This window comes from Streptomyces sp. NBC_00203 (assembly GCF_045206325.1).
Classification (GTDB): domain Bacteria; phylum Actinomycetota; class Actinomycetes; order Streptomycetales; family Streptomycetaceae; genus Streptomyces; species Streptomyces lutosisoli.
Window position 1 is genome coordinate 9719404 of record NZ_CP108126.1, and the last position, 21822, is coordinate 9741225.

Annotated in this window: 19 protein-coding genes and 1 pseudogene; 7 read left to right on the forward strand and 13 right to left on the reverse strand. The window is 70.3% G+C overall.

Annotation, left to right across the window (positions count from 1 at the left end; genetic code table 11):
• Positions 1-22: 22 nt before the first annotated feature.
• From OG975_RS43035 to OG975_RS43045, 3 genes are read right to left on the reverse strand one after another with little or no spacing between them, the layout of a single operon-like run.
• Positions 23-1372 carry a jacalin-like lectin gene (locus OG975_RS43035; RefSeq protein ID WP_406335096.1) on the reverse strand — a complete coding sequence of 450 codons (1350 nt, stop codon included), beginning with the start codon at positions 1370-1372 and terminating at the stop codon, positions 23-25.
• A 28-nt stretch (positions 1373-1400) separates the two neighbouring features.
• Positions 1401-2780, reverse strand: coding sequence for a glycoside hydrolase family 43 protein (locus OG975_RS43040; protein ID WP_406335098.1), 1380 nt, complete (start codon positions 2778-2780; stop codon positions 1401-1403).
• A gap of 29 nt (positions 2781-2809) precedes the next feature.
• Complete coding sequence (locus OG975_RS43045; protein ID WP_406335099.1) at positions 2810-4213, reverse strand: glycoside hydrolase family 43 protein; 1404 nt, start codon at positions 4211-4213, stop codon at positions 2810-2812.
• Positions 4214-4549: 336 nt separating this feature from the next.
• Between OG975_RS43045 and OG975_RS43050 the strand changes: the two genes are divergently transcribed.
• Positions 4550-5050, forward strand: a complete 501-nt coding sequence (locus tag OG975_RS43050; RefSeq protein ID WP_406335100.1) for a haloacid dehalogenase-like hydrolase — start codon at positions 4550-4552, stop codon at positions 5048-5050.
• Between the two features lie 42 nt (positions 5051-5092).
• Here the strand turns inward: OG975_RS43050 and OG975_RS43055 are convergent, their stop codons facing one another.
• Together OG975_RS43055 and OG975_RS43060 are read right to left on the reverse strand one after the other, a co-directional pair.
• Complete coding sequence (locus OG975_RS43055; protein WP_381259840.1) at positions 5093-5308, reverse strand: dodecin; 216 nt, start codon at positions 5306-5308, stop codon at positions 5093-5095.
• 37 nt (positions 5309-5345) lie between these two features.
• Positions 5346-6149, reverse strand: a complete 804-nt coding sequence (locus tag OG975_RS43060) for a GntR family transcriptional regulator (RefSeq protein ID WP_369264464.1) — start codon at positions 6147-6149, stop codon at positions 5346-5348.
• 238 nt (positions 6150-6387) lie between these two features.
• On the opposite strand from OG975_RS43060, the gene OG975_RS43065 reads away from it, so the two are divergent.
• The 3 genes from OG975_RS43065 (at position 6388) to OG975_RS43075 (ending at position 10728) form a co-directional block, all read left to right on the forward strand.
• Positions 6388-7938 (forward strand): beta-N-acetylhexosaminidase, encoded by a 1551-nt coding sequence (locus tag OG975_RS43065; RefSeq protein ID WP_406335101.1) that lies wholly within the window; start codon positions 6388-6390, stop codon positions 7936-7938.
• Positions 7935-9350, forward strand: coding sequence for a cellulose binding domain-containing protein (locus OG975_RS43070; RefSeq protein WP_406335102.1), 1416 nt, complete (start codon positions 7935-7937; stop codon positions 9348-9350). Before OG975_RS43065 ends, OG975_RS43070 begins: the two co-directional genes overlap by 4 nt.
• Positions 9351-9465: 115 nt before the next feature.
• Positions 9466-10728, forward strand: a complete 1263-nt coding sequence (locus tag OG975_RS43075) for an extracellular solute-binding protein (RefSeq protein WP_406335103.1) — start codon at positions 9466-9468, stop codon at positions 10726-10728.
• Positions 10729-10769: 41 nt separating this feature from the next.
• Here the strand turns inward: OG975_RS43075 and egtD are convergent, their stop codons facing one another.
• The 4 genes from egtD to egtA are packed head-to-tail and all read right to left on the reverse strand — an operon-like array spanning position 10770 to position 15158.
• Positions 10770-11732 carry an L-histidine N(alpha)-methyltransferase gene (egtD, locus tag OG975_RS43080; RefSeq protein WP_406335104.1) on the reverse strand — a complete coding sequence of 321 codons (963 nt, stop codon included), beginning with the start codon at positions 11730-11732 and terminating at the stop codon, positions 10770-10772.
• Positions 11729-12520 carry an ergothioneine biosynthesis protein EgtC gene (egtC, locus tag OG975_RS43085; protein ID WP_406335106.1) on the reverse strand — a complete coding sequence of 264 codons (792 nt, stop codon included), beginning with the start codon at positions 12518-12520 and terminating at the stop codon, positions 11729-11731. The genes egtD and egtC overlap by 4 nt, the downstream gene beginning before the upstream one ends.
• Positions 12520-13851 (reverse strand): ergothioneine biosynthesis protein EgtB, encoded by a 1332-nt coding sequence (gene egtB / locus OG975_RS43090; protein ID WP_406335107.1) that lies wholly within the window; start codon positions 13849-13851, stop codon positions 12520-12522. Before egtB ends, egtC begins: the two co-directional genes overlap by 1 nt.
• Positions 13848-15158 carry an ergothioneine biosynthesis glutamate--cysteine ligase EgtA gene (gene egtA, locus OG975_RS43095; RefSeq protein WP_406335108.1) on the reverse strand — a complete coding sequence of 437 codons (1311 nt, stop codon included), beginning with the start codon at positions 15156-15158 and terminating at the stop codon, positions 13848-13850. The genes egtB and egtA overlap by 4 nt, the downstream gene beginning before the upstream one ends.
• A gap of 258 nt (positions 15159-15416) precedes the next feature.
• On the opposite strand from egtA, the pseudogene OG975_RS43100 reads away from it, so the two are divergent.
• The 3 genes and pseudogenes from OG975_RS43100 (at position 15417) to OG975_RS43110 (ending at position 17591) form a co-directional block, all read left to right on the forward strand.
• Positions 15417-16281 (forward strand): annotated as a pseudogene (locus tag OG975_RS43100) (TIGR02452 family protein).
• Between the two features lie 261 nt (positions 16282-16542).
• Positions 16543-16878 (forward strand): ArsR/SmtB family transcription factor, encoded by a 336-nt coding sequence (locus OG975_RS43105; protein ID WP_406335110.1) that lies wholly within the window; start codon positions 16543-16545, stop codon positions 16876-16878.
• The gene (locus tag OG975_RS43110) at positions 16878-17591 is read left to right on the forward strand and encodes a cation transporter (RefSeq protein ID WP_406335111.1); all 714 of its coding nucleotides are present in this window, start codon (positions 16878-16880) and stop codon (positions 17589-17591) included. Before OG975_RS43105 ends, OG975_RS43110 begins: the two co-directional genes overlap by 1 nt.
• Before the next feature lie 194 nt (positions 17592-17785).
• Here OG975_RS43110 and OG975_RS43115 read toward each other — a convergent pair whose 3' ends face one another.
• The 4 genes from OG975_RS43115 to OG975_RS43130 all read right to left on the reverse strand — a co-directional run bounded on the left by OG975_RS43115 (position 17786) and on the right by OG975_RS43130 (position 21656).
• Positions 17786-18232, reverse strand: a complete 447-nt coding sequence (locus OG975_RS43115; RefSeq protein WP_406335112.1) for a type II toxin-antitoxin system PemK/MazF family toxin — start codon at positions 18230-18232, stop codon at positions 17786-17788.
• 86 nt (positions 18233-18318) lie between these two features.
• Positions 18319-19815, reverse strand: a complete 1497-nt coding sequence (locus tag OG975_RS43120) for a flotillin family protein (protein ID WP_406335113.1) — start codon at positions 19813-19815, stop codon at positions 18319-18321.
• A 171-nt stretch (positions 19816-19986) separates the two neighbouring features.
• Positions 19987-20211, reverse strand: a complete 225-nt coding sequence (locus tag OG975_RS43125) for a hypothetical protein (protein ID WP_327433913.1) — start codon at positions 20209-20211, stop codon at positions 19987-19989.
• A 20-nt stretch (positions 20212-20231) separates the two neighbouring features.
• Positions 20232-21656 carry an amidase gene (locus tag OG975_RS43130; RefSeq protein ID WP_406335114.1) on the reverse strand — a complete coding sequence of 475 codons (1425 nt, stop codon included), beginning with the start codon at positions 21654-21656 and terminating at the stop codon, positions 20232-20234.
• Positions 21657-21822 lie beyond the last annotated feature (166 nt).

A 21822-nucleotide genomic window follows, 5' to 3' on the forward strand; every position in this document is an offset into this window, starting at 1 on the left:
CGTTGCCGTGTACGGAGAACGGTCAGCGCGCGGTGTAGATGAAGCCGATCTTGTCGACCTCGTCGCCCGTGCGGCCGTGGAAGCCGGCGATCTGCCAGCCCGACGGCGCGGTGCGGGTCACACAGTCCGACGTCGTCGTGCCGCCGGCGAGACTGCGGCCGAGGTTGGTGGAGAACTTGGCGTAGAAGATCCGGGTGTGATCGTCCTTCACGCCCTGGCACAGCTGCGCCGACGTGACGTACTCGCCGCTGCCGAGGGTGAGCGACGAGGCGGTGCCGCCCGTGCCCCCGTGCGCCAGCGCCGTGCCGTTGCTGAGCGTCAGCCCCATCTGGTCGACGCGGGAACCGGCGCGCAGCGAGACGGTGGTGGCCCGGGCGCCCGCGGGCACGCTGTCGATGTCGTTGAAGTAGTCCCCGTGCGGGCCGCCGAACTGGTCGCTCAGCTGGAAGGCGGAGGTGCGCGACCAGCTGAACTTCGCGGTGATCGGGTCGTGGTCGGAGAGCATCAGCCCGTCGGAGGTCAGGAAGCTCGCGTGCTCGTTGTTGTAGCTGGTGGCGTTCAGCGAGACGAGCTTGCTGCCCCGGTAGAGGATCTTGTCGACGACCTCGCAGGTGTTGGGCACGGTGGCCCCGGTCTGGTCGCAGACCAGCGCGTCGCTGCCCTTGGCGGGCGGGGTGCCGCCGCGGATGAGCTGCACCCAGGCGTCGGTCAGGCCGTTGGCCGCGCCGAACTCGGCGATGGTGTCACCGGAGCGGGTGTAGCGGGTGTTGGTGTCACCCATGACGACGACGGCGTTGCCCGCCGAGTGGCTCTTGATGAACGCGGTGAGCTGGTTGAGGTTGTCCGCGCGCGAGGCCAGGTCGCCGTCGTTCGTACCGGCGTTGGTGTGCAGGTTGTAGAAGTCGACGTACACGCCCTCGGCGAGGCGCTCCCGCATGAAGGTGAAGCCCTTGGGCGTCAGGCAGTCACCCGAGTCGATCTGGCAGGAGTTCCAGCCGACCCGCTCGAAGTCGTCGGTGTCGTAGGAGATCTTCGAGAGGGTGTTGAGTCCGCTGCCTATGCCGGCGCCGCCGCTGGTGGGGGTGCGGTAGGCGTGCGCGGTGTCGGCCGCGTAGAGGTAGGCGTGGTAGTTGAAGTCCTCCTCGACATGGACGATGTCGTACGGGGCGATCCGCTGGCCGATCGCCGTGGTGCTCGTGTCGCGAGGTGTGGACGCGCTGGAGAGGCTCTCCGGCAGTCCGGCGACGTTGTAGCTGAGCACGCTGAAGGTGCCCGAGTCGGCGGCGGCCGCGGGGGAGGCGATCGCCGTGAGCCCGCCGACAGCGGCCGTTGCCGCTGCCAGACAGGCGAGAACTCTGCGGAGGGGGGACATGGGGGTGCCTCCTGGGGACGAAGGGGGGTCAGTAGCCGACCGAGAACGTGGCGTCGGACTTTTCCGTGGAGGTGGAGATCGGATCGATGCGCAGTACGTAGTTTGAGTGACGGATGTAACGCGTGGGGTAGTTGTAGGAGCGGAAGGATGACCACGAGGTGTCGGCCAGCCCCGCGGTCCGGTAGAACGTGGCGTCCTGGGCGAACGTCGTGGTGCTGTCGTTCACGTCCAGCACCAACTGGTAGTTGGAGTGCCGCAGATAGCGGGTCGGGTAGTTCACCGACTGGAAGGACACTCCGGAGCTGTCGGCCAGACCGGGCACGAGCTTCCACTGGGAGTCGGTGTACGGGTCGAACGGGTACGCGTCGATGCGGCCGACGTAGTTGGAGTGACGGACGTACCGGTCCGGATAGTTGTACGACTTCAGCCGGTTCCAGGCCGGCGCTCCGTACGCGGCCAGCAGGTTGTTGTACTCCGTCGTCGTGATGGGCTGGATGGTGCCGTGCTTGGAGTTGAGCGGCTGGGTGTAGAGCTTCTGGTCGACCGCCGTCCAGGTGCCGGTGGAGAGGTCGGTCGACTGCCAGGCGTAGAAGACGCCGTTCGGCGTATAGGTGTCTCCCCAGAGGTACCAAGCGCTGGTCGTCTGGGACTTGACGAGGATCGGAGCCTCGGTGCCGCCGTGTGCGACCGGCGTGCTGAACACGGTGAAGCTGCCCGGGTCCAGGGTGCTGGACTTGGCGCCCACCAGCGTCTGGTCCTTCTTGAAGTACAGGTAGTTGACACCGTTCACGCCCACGGCGAGGTCGCCGTCGATGATGTCGTAGCCGGGGTCGAAGAAGACCTGAGCATCCGTCACCGTCACGAAGTCGGTGGTGTAGTTGACCATGATGACGTTGTGGCCACTGGAGTTGACGGCCGAGTAGATGATCCCGTACTGGCTCCGGCCCGCGTCCCAGAAAGCCTCCGGCGCCCAGCTGTGGGTGGCCATCTCGTGCAGCTTCAGCCGGTGGTAGCCGGTGAAGGACCGCAGGTCGGTGGAGTTCCAGACGTGGATGTACTGGCTCTGCAGGCTCCAGTCGGTGCCCTTGAGGTCGGTGGCGAGCACCACGAACGTGCCGTCCTGCTTGCGCAGGATGAACGGGTCGCGGAGTCCGCCGGTGCCCTCGGTCGGGGTCACCACGGGGTTGTTCTGGTTCAGCGGCGTCCACTGGAGCGAGTCGGGGCTGACGGCCAGGTGGAGGCCGTAGTCGGAGCCGTTGCCGCTCGGCGACTCGGTGAAGTAGCCCATCACGTACGCGGATGTGGTCGCCGCGCGGGCGGGCGTGGAGCCGATGGTGAAGGTGGCGGTCAGGGCGGCCATCGCCCCCAGCACAGTGCGGCGGGACGGCTGGAGCGGGCTTTCACTCATGGGGGTCTCCCTCTCTCGTGCGGTGTCGGTCAGGCCCAGGCGGTGACGGGGACGAAGGAGCCGTCCTGACGGAAGAGGTCGGTGCCGTCCGCGATGTCCACGCGGAGCTGGTAGTTGTAGTGGCGCAGGTAGTAGCCCGGGTAGTTGTACGACTCCAGGCGGATCGAGCCGCTCGCCGTGCCGGTCCGGGCGATGAAGGTGGCGTCCTTCGCGAACGTCGACGTCCCGTCGTTGGCGTCGAACCGGCCCCGGTAGTCGTAGTGCCGCAGGTAGTTGCCCGCCGCGTCCCGGAAGGAGTAGCCGTTCGCGTCGGCGAGGCCCGCCACGACCGTGAACGTGGACGCCTGCTTCTCCGCGGTGGTGCTGGAACTGGTCACCACGGGCAGGTTGAGCAGGGAGGACTGCTCCTGCCAGTAGCGGGTGGTGTAGTTGCCCGACCGGAGGGAGCGGGTGACACCGGTCGACAGGCTCGGTCCTCCGGAGGCCGTCTCCTTGATGACGGTGAAGTGGCGTGCGGTGCCGGAGATGCCCGGCAGCTTCTTCGGGGCGCTCCAGGTGGCGAAGGTGTCGTAGCTGTCGCTGTAGTAGTAACTGCCGTCGCCGTAGCCGTCGAAGAAGATCCGCCAGCCGCCGTTGTCGAGCTGGATCAGGGCCGGCCCCTCACGGGTGCCGCCCCAGCCCGCCCAGTCGCCGGTCTTCTGGATGGTGTACGAGCCGGTGAGGCTGGAGGCGGTCGCGTACTCGATGTACTTCGTCGTCTCGTTCTTGGTGAACGCGTGGTACGTCGACCCGGTCTTCACGATGAAGGTGTCGATGTGGTTGCTGCCGATGCCGGACAGCGCCACGGGTGAACTCCACGTGGTGAGCGCGGAGTTGGTGGCCTTCAGCAGATACGGCGTGAAGATCCACTCGTCGCTGGTGAGCGAGCAGGACACGATGATGTTCACGCTGCCGTCGCTGTCCACGAACCACTCCGGCGCCCACGCGCGCGACAGGCTGGTGATCGGGACCGTGTAGTCGTACAGGAACGTCCAGTTGACCCGGTCGGAGCTGCGGGCGAAGCCGATGGTGGTGCTGACGTCCTGCCAGGTGTGCGTGGTGTACGTGACGTAGTAGTAGCCGTCGGTGTGCTTGAACACGCTGGCGTCACGGATGCGGTTGCTGGGCGGCGTGTACGCGGATGCCTTCAGAAGCCGGAAGTCGGTGGCGTCGTCGGACTCGTAGACGTTGACCGTGCCGTCGTCGCTGTTGAGGAACGGCACGATGGTGTAGCGGGTGGCGTAACCCTTGGCGGGTGCCGCCGCCGCTGCGGTGCCGAGCAGTCCGGGCAGTTCACCGAGGACGAGGGCGGTGGCGGGCAGGGCGACCAGCGCGCGGAGCAGGCTCCGGCGGGATGGCTGAACAGGGCGTGGCGGACTGTCTGGTGCGATCATGTGCGGCTCTCCTTGGTTCGTTCACTCAGCCGGCGGGGCGACTTCCGCGGCGGTGAGGGCCTTGCCGTACACGCGGAAGCCGTCGACGGGGAGGAAGCCACGTCTGTCGCGAGGGGGGTTCACCAAGACCTCCGCATGCCGAAGAACCGGGCGGTGGTGTCCCTCCACCACCCTGTTCTTGTTCGAAATACCGAATGTTGTGCGACATGCTGTGCGAGGCATTACGGTAAGGGCTTGCTGGGTGATGTGAACAGAGCCTGACGAGGCAGAAGTTGGACGTGTTCACGAGGGAGATCGGCCGCCGCGGTGCGCGGGGCGTCCCGAGCCCTGTCTAGGGTGGTCGGCGTGAAGGAGAAGATCAGCAGACCGCTCGCCGTGTTCGACCTCGACGGCACACTCGCGGACACCGCGCATCGGCAGCGGTTCCTGGAGAGCAAGCCACGGGACTGGGCCGCGTTCTTCGCGGCCGCGCCGCAGGATCCACCGCTGGCCGAGGGCATCGCACTGGCGCGGGAGAGCGCACAGGAGTGCGAGGTGGTCTACCTCACCGGCCGCCCCGAGCGGTGCCGCCGCGACACCGAGGACTGGCTGGCCGCGCAGGGGCTGCCGGACGGTCGCATCTGGATGCGGCGCAACGACGACCGCAGGCCGGCCCGGCGCACCAAACTGGAGATCCTCCGCCGGCTGGCCCGCGACCGCGAGATCCGCGTCCTCGTGGACGACGACGAGCTGGTCTGCGAGGACGCGGAGCGGGCGGGCTTCAGGGTCGTCAGGGCGCGCTGGGCGCCCGCGTCCGCGGCGCTGAGGGACGCGCAGGAGCGGGAGGGGCGGACCTGAGGGGTCCGCGCAGGGGTGGTGACCCCGGGAGCCGGGGCCGCGTCACTCGCCGTCGTCGAGCCGGAAACCGACCTTCAGGCCGACCTGGTAGTGCTCGATCTGCCCGTTCTCGATCTGGCCCCTGACCTGCGTGACCTCGAACCAGTCCAGGTTGCGCAAGGTCTGCGAGGCGCGGGTGATCCCATTGCGAATGGCCTGGTCGATGCCCTCGTGGGAGGTGCCGACGATCTCGGTGACCCGGTACGTGTTCTCGGACATGCGGGTACTCCTCTCGCCGTGGCGGGTGTGCCACGCGTCATTCCACGGTGCCCCACAGCGCGGCGGTCCGCGAGATGTCGGGGATGCCCTGGGTGAAGTCGTCGGGCGCGTCCCGGGCCGTACGCCCGTGGTGCGCGGCCAGCGACAGCCGCGAGACGATGCGGTAGCGGTCACCCCGGTAGAGGGAGTGGACGTACTCCACCGGCCGGTCGGAGGTGTCCGTGGTGAGGCGCTCGATCAGCAGGGCGGGGGAGAGGACCGGGACCCCCAGCACCTTGGCCTCGGCCTCGCTGACGACGGTCGGCTCGATCGACTGGGTCGCCTCGTGGACCTGGATCCGGTGGTGTTCCCGCAGATGGGCGTAGAGGTCCCCGGCCTCCAGCTCGGCGGGCGTGAGCGAGGGCACCAGCGCGGCCGGGATGTGCAGATGCTCGATCGCCATGGGGGAGCCGTCGACCAGTCGCAGCCGCGCGATGTAGACCAGCTCGGCGGCCGGTGACATCCGCAGCTTCCGGCCGATCCTGGCGCCCGCGCGGATGGTCGCGAGCTCCAGTACGCGGCTCGACCAGCTGCCGGTGGCGAGCGGCACGCTCGCCGTCTGCCGGTCCGGGACGATCTCCTGGGTGATCTTCGCCGGCGCCACGAACATGCCCCGCCCGTGCTCGCGCACCAGCAGCCCCGTGGCGACGAGTTCGTCGACGGCGGCCCGCAACGTGGGGCGTGAGACGCCGAGTTCGGCGCAGAGCGTGCGCTCGGAGGGAATGGCGGCCCCCGGACCGCGGTCCTCGACCAGACCGAGCAGGAAGTCGCGGACCCGCTCCCGCTTGAGTACGCCGTCCATGTGCTCCCCACTCCGTGCTCGATGACGCCGATCAGCGCCCGGCGGTCCTTCGGCTGGTCAGCCCCGATGTTAACCGCCCACCTGACCAGTTGACGATACGGAGGGGCCCTAGGATCCCCAATCTCCGTCCCTGCACGGCCTCTTGACGCGCCTATTGGTCTATGCCACCTTCAAGTCGCGCAAGAGGTCAGGTGACCAATTGGTAAGGTCGCGCCCCGCCGCGAAAGGGTTCCCCGTCATGCCCGCAGCCGACGTCTCGCTTCTGCCCGCGCCCGGCCGACTCGTCGTACTCCCCGGACGGTTCCCCCTTGACGGACGCACGACCGTCACGGCGGCCCCAGGCGCCGAAGCGGCCGTCGCGCTGCTGCGTGAGCTCCTCGCCCCGGCCACCGGACTGCCGCTGCCCACGGCGACCGACGGGCAGATCGCCTTCACCCTCGACCCGACGCTCACGGCCCTCGGCCGGGAGGGGTACGGGCTGAGGGTCACCCCCGACGCGGTACACCTGCACGCGGCCGGCCCCACCGGTCTGCTGCGGGGGGTACAGACCCTGCGCCAGCTGCTGCCCCCCGCCGCTCTCGCCGACAGCCCCGTACGCGGTGTCGCCTGGGCCCTCCCCTGCGTACGGATCACCGACGTACCGCGCCACGTGTGGCGCGGGGCGATGCTCGATGTGGCCCGGCACTTCCAACCCGCCTCGTACATAAGGCGATTCATCGACCTGCTGGCGCTGCACAAGCTGAACACCCTGCATCTGCACCTCACCGACGACCAGGGCTGGCGCATGCCGGTCGCCGCGTACCCGAAGCTCACCGAGATCGGCGCCCGGCGTGCCGAGACCGCCGGGGACGGCATCCCGCACGGCGGCAGCTACACGCGGGCCGAGCTGCGCGGCCTCGTCGCCCACGCCGCCGCGCGCGGCGTCACCGTCGTACCCGAGATCGACATGCCCGGCCATGTCCGGGCCGCCCTCGCCGCCTACCCCGAGCTCGGCAACGATCCGGACCGCCGGCTCGACGTGTGGACCCGGTGGGGCGTGTCCGAGCACGTGCTGGGCGTCCACGACCGGGCCCTGGACTTCTGCCGCACCGTCCTCGACGAGGTCATGGACGCCTTCCCCTCGCCGTACGTCCACGTCGGCGGCGACGAGTGCCCCACCACCGAATGGGCGGCGCATCCGGACGCGCGGCGGCGGGCGCGCGAGGAGGGGCTCGCCGGGCCCGAGCGGCTCCACGGCTGGTTCATGGGGCAGATAGGGGAGTTCCTCGTCCGCCGGGGGCGCAGGCCTCTCGGCTGGTGCGAGGACGGCGTGACCCTGCCGCGCTCCTTCACCGTGCTGCCATGGCGGGACGCGGCCGACGGCCTCGCCGCCGCCCGGCGCGGCCACCAGGTGGTGATGGCGCCCCACCGGTCCACCTACTTCGACTACCGGGAGTCCGGGCGGCGCGGCGAACCGCCCGCCCAGCCGGGCCCGCCGATCGGCCTCGACACCGTGCACGCCTTCCGTCCGGCCCCCGCCGACTGGGAGGCCGAGGCCGCCGCCCAAGTCCTGGGAACCCAGGCCCAGTTGTGGACCGAGTATCTGCCCACGCCCGCGCACATCGAGTACCGGGCGTTCCCGCGGCTGTGCGCTCTCGCCGAGAACGCCTGGTCGGCGCCCCGGCCCTGGCCGGACTTCGCGCACCGCCTGCGGCATCACCGCGTACGCCTGCACGCCCTCGGCGTACCGATTCATCCCCCACACCGGGAGCCATGGCTGCCGGCCCTCCGAGAGGAGACACATCCATGAACCGACAAGGCAACAGAGCACGTACGGCCATCGCCGTCGCGGCGGCCGCGGGGCTCGCCCTCGCCGGACTCACCGCCCTGCCCGCGACCGCCGCCGCCGACGGGCTCAGCGTGCAGTACCGCACCAGCGCGACCGGTGCGAGCGCCGACCAGAGCGAACCCTGGCTGAAGGTCACCAACACCGGTAGCGGACCGGTGCAGTTGAGCGAGGTCAAGGTCCGTTACTACTTCAAGGCCGACTCGGCCGGCATGGCCTACCGCTTCGCGTGTTCGTGGGCCGTGAAGGGCTGCGCGAACATCACCGGCACTTTCGGCACGCTCACGCAGCCGACGGCGACGGCCGACCGCTATCTGGAGATCGGCTTCACCTCCGGCGCGGGCAGCCTCGCGGCCGGCGCCGACACCGGCGACATGCAGCTGCGCTTCTACCGCTCCGACTGGCAGACCCTGAACCAGAGCGACGACTACTCCTTCGGCGCCGAGCGGACCTCGTACGCGAACTGGGACAAGGTGACGGCGACCCGCGCGAACACGCTCGTCTGGGGGACCGCGCCCGCGGGCAACGAGCCCGGCCCGGACCCCGATCCGACCGACCCGCCCACCGACGGCGCCGCGCTCTTCGACGACTTCGCCTACACCGGCCACACCGACCCGAGGATCTCCGAGCACGGCTGGAACGTCCGCTCCAACTCCGGTGGCCCCGGCGTCTCCGGTGCGACCTGGGCCCCCGAGAACGTCACCTTCACCGGCTCCGGCGCCGGCTCGGTGATGAACCTGGAGACATCGACCGCGGGGACCGGCGCCTCGACGAAGCAGACCGAAGTCCTCACCAAGGCCATGAAATTCAAGAACGGCACGTACGCGGCACGCGTCAAGTTCTCCGACGCGCCCAAGGCAGGGCCCGACGGCGACCACCTCGTCCAGACGTTCTTCACGATCAACGACCTCACCGCGCCGATGGCCGACGACTACGCCGAGTACGACTTCGAGTATCTGCCCAACGGCGGCTGGGGCGAGCCCTCGGACATCCTCTACACGACGTCCTGGGAGACCTACAACCCGGACCCGTGGCAGGCGGTCAACCAGCACACCGAGGGGCGCCGGAGCTACGACGGCTGGCACGACCTGGTCCTGACGATCGACGGCAGCGCCATCACGTACTTCATCGACGGACAGCTCTTCGGTACGCACGACGCCGCGTATCTGCCCGAGCGGCCCATGTCGATCAACTTCAACCAGTGGCTCATCGACCTGGCCGGGCAGACCAGTACGACACCCCGCGCCTACGACGAGCAGGTCGACTACGTGCTGCACGTCAAGGACCAGGTTCTCAGCCCCGCCCAGGTGGCGGCCAAGGTCGCCGCGTACCGGAGCGCCGGGACCACCTTCCAGGACACCGTGCCCGGAACCTGAACCCCTTGACGGGGGTGATTGGTCCATACCAAAATCAGAACTCCCGTACGAGCGTTGAGCTCGTCCCCCACGCCGGGCCCCTCATCCCTGTCCGCAAGACAGAACAGGACCCCTCGTGAGACATCGCCTCCTCGCCGTCGTATGCGTCACCGCCGCCCTGCTCACCGCCTGCGGTGCCCTGCCGGAAACGGGGTCCGGGCAGCGGACCGTCACGGTGTGGCTGATGAAGGACAGCGCGTCCAAGGAGTTCCTGAAGCGGTTCACCGAGGACTTCGAGCGGACGCACAGTGACCTCCGGCTCGACATCCGCATCCAGCAGTGGACCGGCATCGGCGAGAAGGTCCAGTCGGCACTCAAACGGGAGGACAAGGAGACACCCGACGTCATCGAGGTCGGCAACACCCAGGTCGCGCAGTACGTGGACGGGGGAGGTCTGAGTGACCTGACCCTTGAATCGATGCGCGACTGGGGCAGGGAGGACTGGCTGCCGGGCCTCGCCCAGCCCGGCAGCTTCGGCTCCCGTCAGTTCGGCATCCCCTGGTACGCGGCCAACCGCGTCGTCATCTACCGCAAGGACCTGTTCGCACGGGCGGGCATCAAGCAGCCGCCGAAGACCCGCGACCAGTGGCTCGCGGACACCCAACTGCTCAACTCCTCGGGCAACCAGGGGATCTATCTCGCCGGACAGGACTGGTACACCCTCTCCGGGTTCATCTGGGACGAGGGCGGTGACCTCGCGAAGGAGGCTTCCCCCGGGGTCTGGAAGGGCACTCTGCAGACACCGGCCGCCCTGCGGGGCATGGACTTCTACCGGCGACTCCAGGCGCTCGGCGACGGGCCCGTGAACGCCGACGAGGAACATCCGCCGCAGGCAGGGGTGTTCGCCAAGGGGCGGGTCGCCCAGCTCGTGGCCGTGCCCGGGCTCGTCCAGGCCATCGAGCGGACGAACCCCGCCCTCAAGGACAAGCTGGGCTTCTTCCCGGTGCCGGGCAAGACCGCTGCCGCGCCGGGCGCGGTCTTCACCGGCGGCTCCGACCTCGTGGTGCCCAAGAACACGGACGACCGCCCCGGTGCAACGGCTGTCGTCTCGGCACTCGCCGGCGCCAAGTGGCAGACCGAACTGGCCCGGACGATGAACTACGTGCCCAACAAGACGACCCTCGCCGGAGCGGTGGCGGGCGAGGAAGGTGCCGCGGCCATGGCGGCGGGCGCCGCGCAGGGCCGGGCGACCCCTTCCTCGCCCCAGTGGGCCGCTGTCGAGGCCGACAACCCGATCAAGGCCTACATGACCAAGGTCCTCAACGGATCCGACCCGGCGACGGAGGCCCGGCGCGCCTCCGAGCGCATTACCGAGGCGCTGGCGGACAAGGGCGAGTGACGGATCTCCACGGACTCCCGGCCGTGGAGATCCGCCGACTCCTACCCGGCCATGCTCAGCGACAGCGCGAAGCGGCCCTCCTCGTCCGTCCACCAATGCGTCAACTCAAGGCCGGCGACGGCCAGTTCGTCGCGTACTCCCTCCTCGCGGAACTTCGCCGAGATCTCGGTGCGCAGCTCCTCGCCGTCCGCGAAGTCGACGGCGAGGTCCAGGGCGGGAATCTTCACGGTCTGCGCGGTACGCGAGCGCAGCCGCATCTCGATCCACTCCTGCTCGGTGTCCCAGAGGGCGACATGGTCGAAGGTGTCGGGATCGAAGTCGGCGCCGAGCTCACGGTTGACGACGGCCAGCACGTTCTTGTTGAACTCGGCCGTCACTCCGGCCGCGTCGTCGTACGCGGCGACGAGGACCGACTCGTCCTTGACGAGGTCCGTGCCCAGCAGCAGCGCGTCGCCGGGCGACAGCAGCGCCCGTACGGACGCCAGGAACGTGGCGCGTTCGGCGGGCAGCAGATTGCCGATCGTGCCGCCGAGGAACGCCACGAGCCGTGGTCCGGGCGTGTCCGGAAGGGCGAGACCGCCGGTGAAGTCGGCGATCAGCGCGTGCACATCGAGGCCCGGGTGCTCCTCGATCAGGGCGTGCCCGGCCTGGGTGAGCGCGCTCTCGCTGACGTCGACGGGCACGTAGGTGTGCAGCCCCGGCAGCGCGTCCAGCAGATACCGGGTCTTCTCGGACGAGCCGGAACCCAGCTCGACGAGGGTGCGTGCCCCGGTCGTCGCGGCGATCTCCGGCGCGCGGCGGATCAGGATCTCGCGCTCGGCGCGCGTGGGGTAGTACTCGGGAAGTTCGGTGATCTTCTCGAACAGCTCGCTGCCGTACGCGTCGTAGAACCATTTCGGCGGCAGAGTCTTGGGCGTGCGGGTGAGGCCGTGCAGGACGTCGGCGCGCAGGGCGGCGTCCGTGGCGTCCTCGGGCAGGGTGCGGGTGAGAAGGAACGGACTCACGTACGGGGCTCCTTCGATGGTGCCGATGCCATGTCGTCGTTCATGTCCTTGAGCGGGGTGAGCAGCACCTCGGTGCGGCTCGCGGTGAGCAGTGTGCGGTCGGGGACCTCCTGCCAGAGCGGGTCGTCGTCGTACGGCTCGGAGGCCACGACCGTGCGCCGGCCGGGCTCGGTGAGATACCAGAGGGTGTCGCCCCAGGCCGTCGCGGTGATCGTCTCGCCGTTGGTGAGCAGCAGGTTGAGCCGGGACCCGGGGGCCGCCTCGGCGACCTCCAGGACCGTGTCGGCCAGCGCCAGACTCTCGTCGTCACCGCCGTGCAGCCGGTGCAGGACCAGCGCCCAGACGAGTGCCGAGTCGCAGCGTGCCTCCAGCGACAGCAGCTCCACCGCGGGCAGCGTCTGGACGAGCGGTGCCAGGGAGCCCGGCCATCCGGGCACGGCGCCGTTGTGGCTGAACAGCCAGGGGCCCGCGGCGAACGGCGCCGCCGCGGCCTCCCCGTCGGCGCCCGCCACGGTGGCGTCGCGCACCGCGGCGAGCAGTGCCCTGGTCCTTACGACACGGGCCAGGTCCGCGAACGACTGGTCGCCCCAGATGGGCCCGGCACGGCGGTACCGGGCGGGCACGGCATCCCCTTCGGCATACCAACCCACCCCGAAACCATCGGCGTTGACCGTCCCGTGCCGCTGCCGCCGGGGTGCCCACGACTGCCGGTACAGGCCGTGCTCCGGCTCCACGAGGAGCGCGCCGAGCGGCTCCTCGGCTCCCAGGAACGCCAGATGACGGCACATCAGGAGCCTCCGAGCGCGGCGTCCCGGGCTGTCCGGAACCCGGAGAAGATCTGCCGCCGTATCGGATAGTCCCAGTTGCGGAACGTGCCCCGGCAGGCCACCGGGTCCACCGCGAACGAGCCGCCGCGCAGCACCTTGTACTCCGGCCCGAAGAACACCTCCGAGTACTCCCGGTAGGGGAAAGCTACGAAGCCGGGGTAGGGCAGCAGATCGCTCGACGTCCACTCCCACACGTCTCCGATCAACTGCCGTACGCCCAGCGGCGATGCGCCCGCCGGATAGCTGCCGGCCGGGGCCGGACGCAGATGGCGCTGGCCGAGGTTGGCGTGTTCCGGGGTGGGGTCGGCGTCGCCCCACGGATAGCGCGTGGAACGGTCGGCCGCCGGGTCGTGGCGGGCCGCCTTCTCCCACTCCTCCTCGGTGGGCAGCCGTCGCCCCGCCCAGCGCGCGTACGCGTCGGCCTCGTACCAGCAGACATGCAGCACGGGCTCGTCGGGCGGTACGACCTCGGTGACACCGAAACGGCGTCGCAGCCACTGCCCGCCCTCGCGACGCCAGAACAGCGGCGCCTCGATGTCGTGCGCCCGGATGTGGTCCCAGCCCTCCGGAGTCCACCAGCGCCGGTCGCCGTAGCCGCCGTCCTCGATGAAGGCCTGGTACGCGGCGTTCGTGACCGGCGTGGTGTCGATGAAGAACGCCGGGACCATACGCCGGTGCGCGGGCCTTTCGTTGTCCAGTGCCCATGGCTCGGTGGACGTGCCCATCACGAACGGGCCCTCGGGCACCAGGACTTCGGCGGGCCCGGTGAACAGGGGAGCGGGAGCGGGGTCCGGCGCTGTGAGGGCGGCGGGCCCCTTGCGGAGCTGATGGGTGATCAGCATCGTCTCGTCGTGCTGCTGTTCGTGCTGCGCGATCATCCCGAAGGCGAAGCCCGCCTCGGTCAGCCGTGTGCCCTGGAACGCGGCGCTCTCCAGGACGTCCAGCGCCCGGCCGCGCACCTCGGCCGCGTACTGGCGGGCCTCGGCGGGCGGCAGCAGCGGCAGCGAGGGCCGCGCGGCGCGCGGATGCTCGAACGCGTCGTACAGCCCGTCGATCTCGGGCCGCATCGCCTCACGCCCCGCGACCTCGCGCAGCAGCCACAGCTCCTCCTGGTTGCCGATGTGCGCGAGGTCCCACACCAGCGGCGACATCAACGGCGAGTGCTGGGCGGTCAGTTCGGGATCCTCCACACAGGACGTGAGGAGCGCGGTGCGATCGCGGGCCGTGGTCAGCGCGTCCAGCGCGCGTGTCCTGAGCGACTCCGGGTCCGTGAGCGAATCGGGCGCGGTCATGTGCGGATGTCCTTCCCGTGGAACTGGCCGTGGGACCGGCCATGAGATTGACCGTTGAACCGGATGAGCAGATCGTCGGCGGGGCAGCGGCCCCGCGCCACATAGCGGTCGGTGAACTCCGCCACGGCGTCCAGGACTTCGGCCGTGGCGCCCAGCCGGGGCAGAGCCTCCGACGCCGCCGCGAAACAGGTGACGGCGGCCTCCCGCAGCTCCGGGTCGGCCAGGCCGTACCGCGCGGCGTCCCGCCACAGCGGATTGCACGGGGCCGGCCGCGCGTCCGCCCGCTCGGCCAGGGGCTTCACGGTCCGGTAGGCGGTCTCGGCGGCCTCCGCGTCGTCGAAGAGTGCCGCCGTCACGGCGAGCGGCACGATCCACCCGTCGTCGCCCGGCTGGGCATCGATCATGCGGAGCTCCAGATGACCGCGCGGACGCACCGGCGGGAACAGGGTCGTCAGGTGATAGTCGAGGTCCGCCCGGTCCGGCGGTGTGCCGGACCGGGTCCACGCCCGGAAACTCATGCCCTCCGGTACGTCCCAGGGCCCGCTCGACGCCCGTACGCACATCACGGGCGCGTCCAGCACATGCCGGGCCCACGTGGCGCGCGGCTCGCCGTCCTGAGGAGGTGCGCTGCTGCGCCCGGGATCCATCGCCGCCCACAGCGACTGCCGCGTGGAGCGCCAGCCGGTCTGCCGCCCATGGGCCACAGGGGAGTGCGCGAACGCGGCCACCAGGACCGCCCCCAGCTGGTGCGCCAGCCACCAGCGACGCCCGTGCCCCAGCGGGCCCGGCTCCTCGTACCCGGCGTCCAGGCACACCTGGACTGAGGCGGAGCTGCACATCATCGCGCGGCCCTCGGGCCCCGCACGGTCGAGATACCGCTCCATGGCGTCGTACCGCGGCTCATGGAGGAAGCGGCTCGGGGGGTTCCAGGGATCGTGGCCGTAGCCACTGAGGCCGAGGCCCGCCTCGCGCAGCGTGGCGCGTACGGCGTCGAGGTCGGCGGAGACGGACCCGATGCACTCCATGAGGGAGGCGGCGGGAGCGGAGCTGAGCTCCAACTGGCCGCCGGGTTCGACGGTGAGCGCCGAACTCAGGGGCAGGGTCCGCAGTGCGGCATAGGCCGCTTCGAGAAGTGCGGGTGGTACCGGGAGCCGCGGTTGCCGCAGCTCGTGGACGAGCCATTCCACTTCGACACCGAGGAAGCGGGGTGGACCGGTCTTGAAGCAGATGCCACGGACCAGCGCCTCCACCTCGGCCTCGGTGACAACGGAGCGGTGCTCCGTACAGCCACTTACCGAATCGGACATGTCGGGATCCTCCTGAGATTCCACCATGTCGCCGGCCCGGCGTCCTGTTGGGCCGAACCGGCAATCGCTCGTCCCACCCAAGACCTTCTCGGCGGTTCGCACAAGGGTGCGGATCGTCGCTTTCGGGACCGGGAAACACTGTTTGCGGAGCCGCGAAACTCTGTTGCGCCGCATGACCAGCATCGCTCACGATGCGTTCATGGGCACGACGGGGGAGATCGCGCGGGGGGCGCTCGTGGCGCGTACGGAGGTCGCGCCATGAGCGCGCGTCTGCTGGGCGATCGCCCAGCAGACGGAGGAGATCGTCGCGGCGGGCGGGTACCGCGCGTCCCACGGGCGCGAGGTGCCGATCGCCGCGGCGGTCGAGGCCGCGCGGGCCGGGACGCGGATGTACGGCCCGGATCCGGTGAAAACACCGGAGATCGCCGACGGGGACAGGCCCGCCGCTCTCGCGGACACATTGAACACACTGTTCGAGGTCACGGCCGAGAGCAGCCTGGAGGCCGCCCGGCGCCTCACGGCCCTGGCCGAGGACCCGGTGGCCGTCCTGAACTTCTCCTCCGCGCGCAATCCCGGCGGCGGCTACCTGAACGGCGCGCAGGCCCAGGAAGAGGCCCTGTGCCGGGCCTCCGCGCTGTACACATGCCTGCTGGGGGCCAGGGAGTTCTACGACCACCACCGAGCCCACCGCGACCCGTTCTACACGGACCGTGTCATCCACTCACCCGCCGTGCCCGTCTTCCGCGACGACCGAGGCCGACTCCTGGACGAGCCGTACCCGGCCGGATTCCTGACCGCGGCGGCCCCCAACGCCGGTGTGGTCCTGCGCACCGCCCCGGACCGCGCGCCCGACCTCCCACGCGCCCTCGCCACCCGCGCCGAGCGCGTCCTGGAGGTGGCCGCGGCCCGCGGCTACCGCCGCCTGGTCCTCGGCGCCTGGGGCTGCGGCGTCTTCCAGAACGACCCGGCCCAGGTGGCGAAAGCCTTCCACGACCTGCTGATCAAGGGCCGCTTCGAGGGCCACTTCGAACACGTCGTCTTCGGAATCCTGGACCGCACGACGGGCAGTACGACTCGCGGGGCATTCGAGCAAGAGTTCGCCCCTGGTCTCCGGTCCCGCTGACGCACTGTGACGCGCAGCGATAGTTGGTCAATCGCAGTGCTGCTTGGCCATGAAGGCGTCCTCGGGCTGTCCTGGACCTCGATGCCGTAGGCACCTCCAGACGGGCGCGGCCCGTGGCGTCGCTCGCGCGATGGCCGGGGACCGCATCGGCCCTCATCTGACCACCCGCTCACATCTCGATCTACGCGCACTAGCGCAACAAGGCCGACCTGGTATCTATCCATGATTTCCTGAATTCAGGATTCCTTGTACTCTCGTGCGGTGCTGACTATTGCCTCCGACGCCGACGTGCTGGCCCGGTTCGGCCGCGCGCTCGCCGACCCGATCCGCTGCCGCATCCTGCTCGCGCTCCGCGATGCCCCGGTCTACCCCGCCGAGCTCGCCGACGCTCTCGGCATCTCGCGCACCCGGCTGTCCAACCACCTCGCGTGCCTGCGCGACTGCGGCTTGGTCGTCACCGTGCCCGACGGTCGCCGCACCCGCTACGAGCTCGCCGACGAACGCCTCGGCCACGCGCTCGATGACCTGCGCACCGCCGTGGTAGCCGTCGAAACCGACCGCATGTGCGTCGACGCCGACGAGAAGGGGTGCTGCTGATGACCGCGATATCCCTCGGCCCCTCCCTGGCCCGCCGCGACGCGCTCGCCCGCCGGATACGCCTGCTGGTCACCGCGACCATCACCTACAACGTCATCGAGGCAGTCGTCGCCATCACCGCCGGCACCCTCGCCTCCTCCACCGCCCTGATCGGCTTCGGACTGGACTCCGTCATCGAGGTTTCCTCGGCCGCTGCCGTCGCCTGGCAGTTCTCCGCCCGCGAACACGCCGTACGCGAGGCCCGCGAGAGGACCACCCTGCGGATCATCGCGGTGTCGTTCTTCGCGCTCGCCGCCTACGTCACCGTTGACGCCGCACGTGCCCTGGCAGGCACCAGCGAGGCCGAACGCTCCATCCCTGGCATCGTGCTCGCCGCCCTCTCCCTTGCGGTCATGCCCTTCCTGTCCGCCGCCCAACGCCGCGCCGGCCGCGAACTGGGCTCCGCCAGCGTGGTCGCCGACTCCAAACAGACTCTGCTGTGCACGTACCTTTCGGCCGTGCTCCTGATCGGCCTGGTCCTCAACGCCACTCTCAGCTGGTCCTGGGCCGACCCCATCGCCGCCCTCGTCATCGCCGCCATCGCCATCAAGGAAGGCCGCGACGCCTGGCACGGCAAGGGCTGCTGCGCACCCTCAACCGCAACGGCCCCGGCCGGCAATCGTGAGGCAATCGACGCGTGCGGCTGCCGTCCTGGCAGCGACTGCTGCCGCTGACCCGGAGCCCGCCTGGCCAACTGTCACCGAGACAAGTGGCCATCGGCGATTGAGCGCAAGTCCGCGACCTGTACTTCTGTCGGGCGAGGCGGCCGTTGAGGGGCGCGAGGCTGTCTCAATATGCGGCTCCGCCGCGTGGGCGCGACCAGCCACAACGGACCCGCAGTCTCTCCACGGCCCAAAGAGCGCCCCGCTCAGCGCCACCCGTACCGCTCGCGCAACCGGTGCACCACGAGATTGAACCGCATCCGATCCAGCGCACAAGCCTCCCGCCGCATCCCGTCCTCATACAGCCGCAGCACCCGGTCCACGTCCACCCAGGAGTCCCGCCCCGACCGGTCCCACGGCCCGCTCCCGATCGGCACCCACTCCCGGTCCCCGTCGTGCCGCTTGCTGGACAACTGCACGGCGAGCAGCGTCCCCCCGTCCTCGCGAGCGACCACCAGCACCGGCCGGTCCTTGCCCCGCCCGTCGTTCTCTTCAAACGGCACCCACGTCCAGACGATCTCGCCGGGATCCGGATCGCCGTCATGCGCGGGGGAGTACTCGGTCCTGACCCGGCCGACCTCGCGGGGTTCGGCTTCGGTGGTCGCGGTGGGCCCGTAGCGGCCGGGCACGTCTTCGTCGGTAGAGGCAGTCACGGGGCACACGTTACTTCGGGGGTACGGAAGCCAACTCCCGTACCCCCGAAGCCTCACCGACTCACGGCCTCACTGCCTCAAACGGCTCACCTCTCGTCCTTCTCCACCGTCACCTTCTCCGTACGCGGCGCCACGACCCCGTTGAGCCCAGCCGCGGCCCCCGCCCCGTTGCCCGTCGCCCCGTCCTGGTTCATCGACGCGAGCAACTGGCGTGCCAGGCCCAGGCCGGTGCCGCCCATGGTGAGCGCCTTGGCGAACATGTCCGCCATGCCGTCGGCGCCGTTGAGCAGCACCATGTGGTCGACGTTGCCGAACGCGCTCGCGCCCGCCTGGACGATCTCCGGCCAGTTCTCCGCGAGTTGCTGGGCGACCACGGCCTCCTGGTTCTCGGCGAGGGCGGCGGCCCGCGCCTTGATGGTCTCGGCCTCCGCCAGACCCTGCGCACGCGTCGCCTCGGCGGCCGCCAGACCCTTGGCCTGTGCGGCGGCGGCCTCGGCCTCACCGGTGGCGCGGGTCGCCGTCGCCGCGGCCGCACCCCTCGCCTTGGTCGCCTCGGCCTCGGCGTTGGCGGCCGTCTTGACCCGGTTCGCCTCGGCCGCGGCCGCGAGTTCGGTCTCCTGGGCCTTGGCCTGCGCCGCCGAGATACGCGCGTCACGCTCGGCCTCGGCGTGGGCACGGATCTCGTACGCCCTCGCGTCCGCGGGCTTGCGGACGTCCGCCTGGAGCTGCTGCTCCCGGCGGAGGGCGTCGAGTTCGGCGATGCGGGTCTCCTGGACGACGACGTCCTGCCGGGCGGCCGCGTCGGCGAGCGGTCCGGCCTGCCGGGCCTTCGCCGCCGCCTTGTCGCGCTCGGCCTGGTAACCGGCCTGGAGGATCTCGCTGTCCCGGGTGGCCTCCGACATCCGGGCGAACGACTTCTGCTCGGCCTCGGTGGCGAGACGATTCGCCTCCGCCTGCGCGATGCGCGCGTCGCGCTGTACGGCGGCGGCGTGCGGCATGGCGAGGTTCTTGATGTACCCGGTCGGGTCCTCGATCTCGTGGATCTGCAGTGAGTCGACGATCAGGCCGAGCTTCTCCATCTCCGTACCGCACGCGGCCCGGGTCTGACCGGTCAGCTTCTCCCGGTCGCGGATCATGTCCTCGACGGTCAACCCGCCGACGATGGACCGCAGATGACCGGCGAACACGTTGTGCACCCGCTCGGCCATCATCTTCTGCTGGTCGAGGAAGCGGCGGCCAGCGTTGGCGATCGACACGAAGTCGTCGCCCACCTTGAAGATGACCACGCCCCGCACCTTCAGCGGAATGCCCTGGTGGGTCACGCAGTCCACGTGCAGCTCGGTCTCGTTGAGGTCGAGCGAGATCTTGCGCACCGCCTGCACACCCGGCAGGACCAGCGTTCCGCGCCCCGTGACGATGCGGAATCCCATGCCCTCTTCAAGGCCTTCGGTCCGATGCTTCGAACCGGAGATGATCAGTGCTTCGTTGGGCTCCGCGACACGCCACATGAGCTTGAAGACCACAACGATGAAGATCAGTGCGAGGACAACAGCCCCCGCCACGACGCCGACAACCATCGGCATACGCCCCCTTTGCATGGTGCCCTATCGGCACCGAACGAACGGGAGTGTGCTCCTGTGCAAGGCGCGGGTACAGACGCTGACGGATCCTTGTTGCAATCTTGACGCGTACGGCTCTCACCTGGGACGAACCCGTCACAGACGAGCTGTCAACTGGCGTGTGCGGGGCGCGTGTCAGGCGTCGTACGCGGCCGACACGTACACCGTTCGCGGCGGCAGATACTCCACCACCATCACCACCGTGCCCCGCTCGATGCGGTCCTTCGCGGCGGCGGGATACGCGAGGAAGTGCTCGGCGCCGCCGCGCACCCGGACGATCACCTCGCCGACGAGCCCAGGTCCGACCGTGCCGGTCACCCGCCCCATCAACCCGACCATCGACGCATCGTCCATGGTCACAGGGTACGGCCGGAACTCGCTTACGCCGCCGGAGAGTCCGCCGGAGTCTGGTGCGGCGGCCACCATTCGTGCCAGCGCAGGTCCGCCTCCAACTGGGCGGCCAGGGAGACGAGAAGCGGCTCGCTGTTCGCCGGGCCGAGCAACTGGGCGCCGACGGGCAGGCCGTCGCCCACGAAACCCGCGGGGACGTTCACGCCGGGCCACCCGAGGATGTTCCACGGCCAGGCGTACGGGCAGGCGGCGATCATGGCCCGGTCGGTGCCGAGACCGTTCAGGTTCACCATCGAGCCGATCCGCGGCGGGGGAGCGGCGGTCGTCGGCGCGAGCAGTACGTCGTAGGTGTCGAAGAGCGCGCCGATCCGCCGGTGCAGCGTGGCCTCGGCCCGCCGGGCCGCCCGCAGCGGCGCGCCGCCGAGCAGCCGGCCGAGGCGGGCGGCGTCACGGGTGCGCCGGTCGAGCAGATGGGGGAACGGCACATCGCGCACCCGCTCGGCCAGGCCGGCCGTGGCGCGTGGGATGAACGTGAGCCCGATCTGCCCGTACCGCGGCTCGGCCTCCTCCACGACATGTCCGAGCGCCGCGAGCCGCTCCGCGAGCGCGAGGACCTTCGCCCGTACGACGGGGTCGAGCCGGGCGGGCAGCGCGGTGAACGGCGGTTTCAGCGACAGCGCGATCCGCAGCCGGCCCGGATCGCGGCCCACCGCGTCCGAGACGCGCAGCGCGGGCGGGCGGTGCAGATCGCCGTCGTGGTTGCCGCCGGCCGCGTCCAGGAGCAGGGCCGCGTCCGCGACCGTGCGGGCGAGCGTTCCGTTGACCGTGATGCCCTGGAAGGACTCCGGACGCGGCCAGGTCGAGATCCGGCCGCGCTGCGGCTTGATGCCGATCAGATGGGTCCAGGAGGCCGGAATGCGCACCGAGCCCGCGCCGTCCGAGCCGAGCGCCGCCGGGACCAGACCCGCCGCCACCGCCGCCGCGGAGCCCCCGGACGAGCCGCCCGGGGTGTGATCGCTGTGCCACGGATTGCGGGTGGCGCCGAAGGCGGGACCCTCGGTGAAGGGCCACTGGCCGAGCTCGCAGGTGTTGGTCTTGCCGACGACGACGGCCCCGGCCGCCCTCAGCCGGCGTACGGCCTCACCGTCCTCGGCCTGCGGCGGATGGTCGCCCCGGCAGCCGAACGCGGTCGGCTCGCCCGCCACGTCCATGTCGTCCTTGACCGCCACCGGCACCCCGAGCAGCGGTCGCCGCACACCGGCGGCAAGCTCCTTGTCCGCCGCGTCGGCCTCGGCGAGCGCCGCCTCGGCGCGCACCAGCCGGAAGGCGTTCAGGGTGGGCTGGGTCGCCTCGATCCGGGCCAGCGCCCGCTCGACCACCTCGCGCGCGGTCACCTCGCCGTCGGCGAGGGCGCGTGCGCACTCCGCCAGACCTGCGGCACGGTCGGGAGCCATCCGGGTCACCTCCGAAGCATGTCGTCTACCGAACGGTAACCTCCGGACGGGCCATCCGACACCGGACGCGGAAGTTCCTTTGTGGAAGCGGGAGTTCCGCCGTCCGGGGGCTCTGGGCTCCCCCCGGCACAGAACGGCACGCAGTGCCTCTGCAAGGATGCGATAC

Excerpts from the sequence above, each read along its gene's own strand:
- OG975_RS43035 (WP_406335096.1), bottom strand. The coding sequence starts at position 1,372 with ATGTCCCCCCTCCGCAGAGTTCTCGCCTGTCTGGCAGCGGCAACGGCC.
- OG975_RS43060 (WP_369264464.1), bottom strand. The coding sequence starts at position 6,149 with ATGGACGGCGTACTCAAGCGGGAGCGGGTCCGCGACTTCCTGCTCGGT.
- OG975_RS43120 (WP_406335113.1), bottom strand. The coding sequence starts at position 19,815 with ATGCCGATGGTTGTCGGCGTCGTGGCGGGGGCTGTTGTCCTCGCACTG.
- OG975_RS43130 (WP_406335114.1), bottom strand. The coding sequence starts at position 21,656 with ATGGCTCCCGACCGTGCCGCAGGTCTGGCGGAGTGCGCACGCGCCCTC.
- OG975_RS43070 (WP_406335102.1), top strand. The coding sequence starts at position 7,935 with ATGAACCGACAAGGCAACAGAGCACGTACGGCCATCGCCGTCGCGGCG.
- egtB (WP_406335107.1), bottom strand. The coding sequence starts at position 13,851 with ATGACCGCGCCCGATTCGCTCACGGACCCGGAGTCGCTCAGGACACGC.
- egtC (WP_406335106.1), bottom strand. The coding sequence starts at position 12,520 with ATGTGCCGTCATCTGGCGTTCCTGGGAGCCGAGGAGCCGCTCGGCGCG.
- OG975_RS43065 (WP_406335101.1), top strand. The coding sequence starts at position 6,388 with ATGCCCGCAGCCGACGTCTCGCTTCTGCCCGCGCCCGGCCGACTCGTC.
- OG975_RS43045 (WP_406335099.1), bottom strand. The coding sequence starts at position 4,213 with ATGATCGCACCAGACAGTCCGCCACGCCCTGTTCAGCCATCCCGCCGG.
- OG975_RS43055 (WP_381259840.1), bottom strand. The coding sequence starts at position 5,308 with ATGTCCGAGAACACGTACCGGGTCACCGAGATCGTCGGCACCTCCCAC.
- OG975_RS43040 (WP_406335098.1), bottom strand. The coding sequence starts at position 2,780 with ATGAGTGAAAGCCCGCTCCAGCCGTCCCGCCGCACTGTGCTGGGGGCG.
- egtA (WP_406335108.1), bottom strand. The coding sequence starts at position 15,158 with ATGTCCGATTCGGTAAGTGGCTGTACGGAGCACCGCTCCGTTGTCACC.
- OG975_RS43110 (WP_406335111.1), top strand. The coding sequence starts at position 16,878 with ATGACCGCGATATCCCTCGGCCCCTCCCTGGCCCGCCGCGACGCGCTC.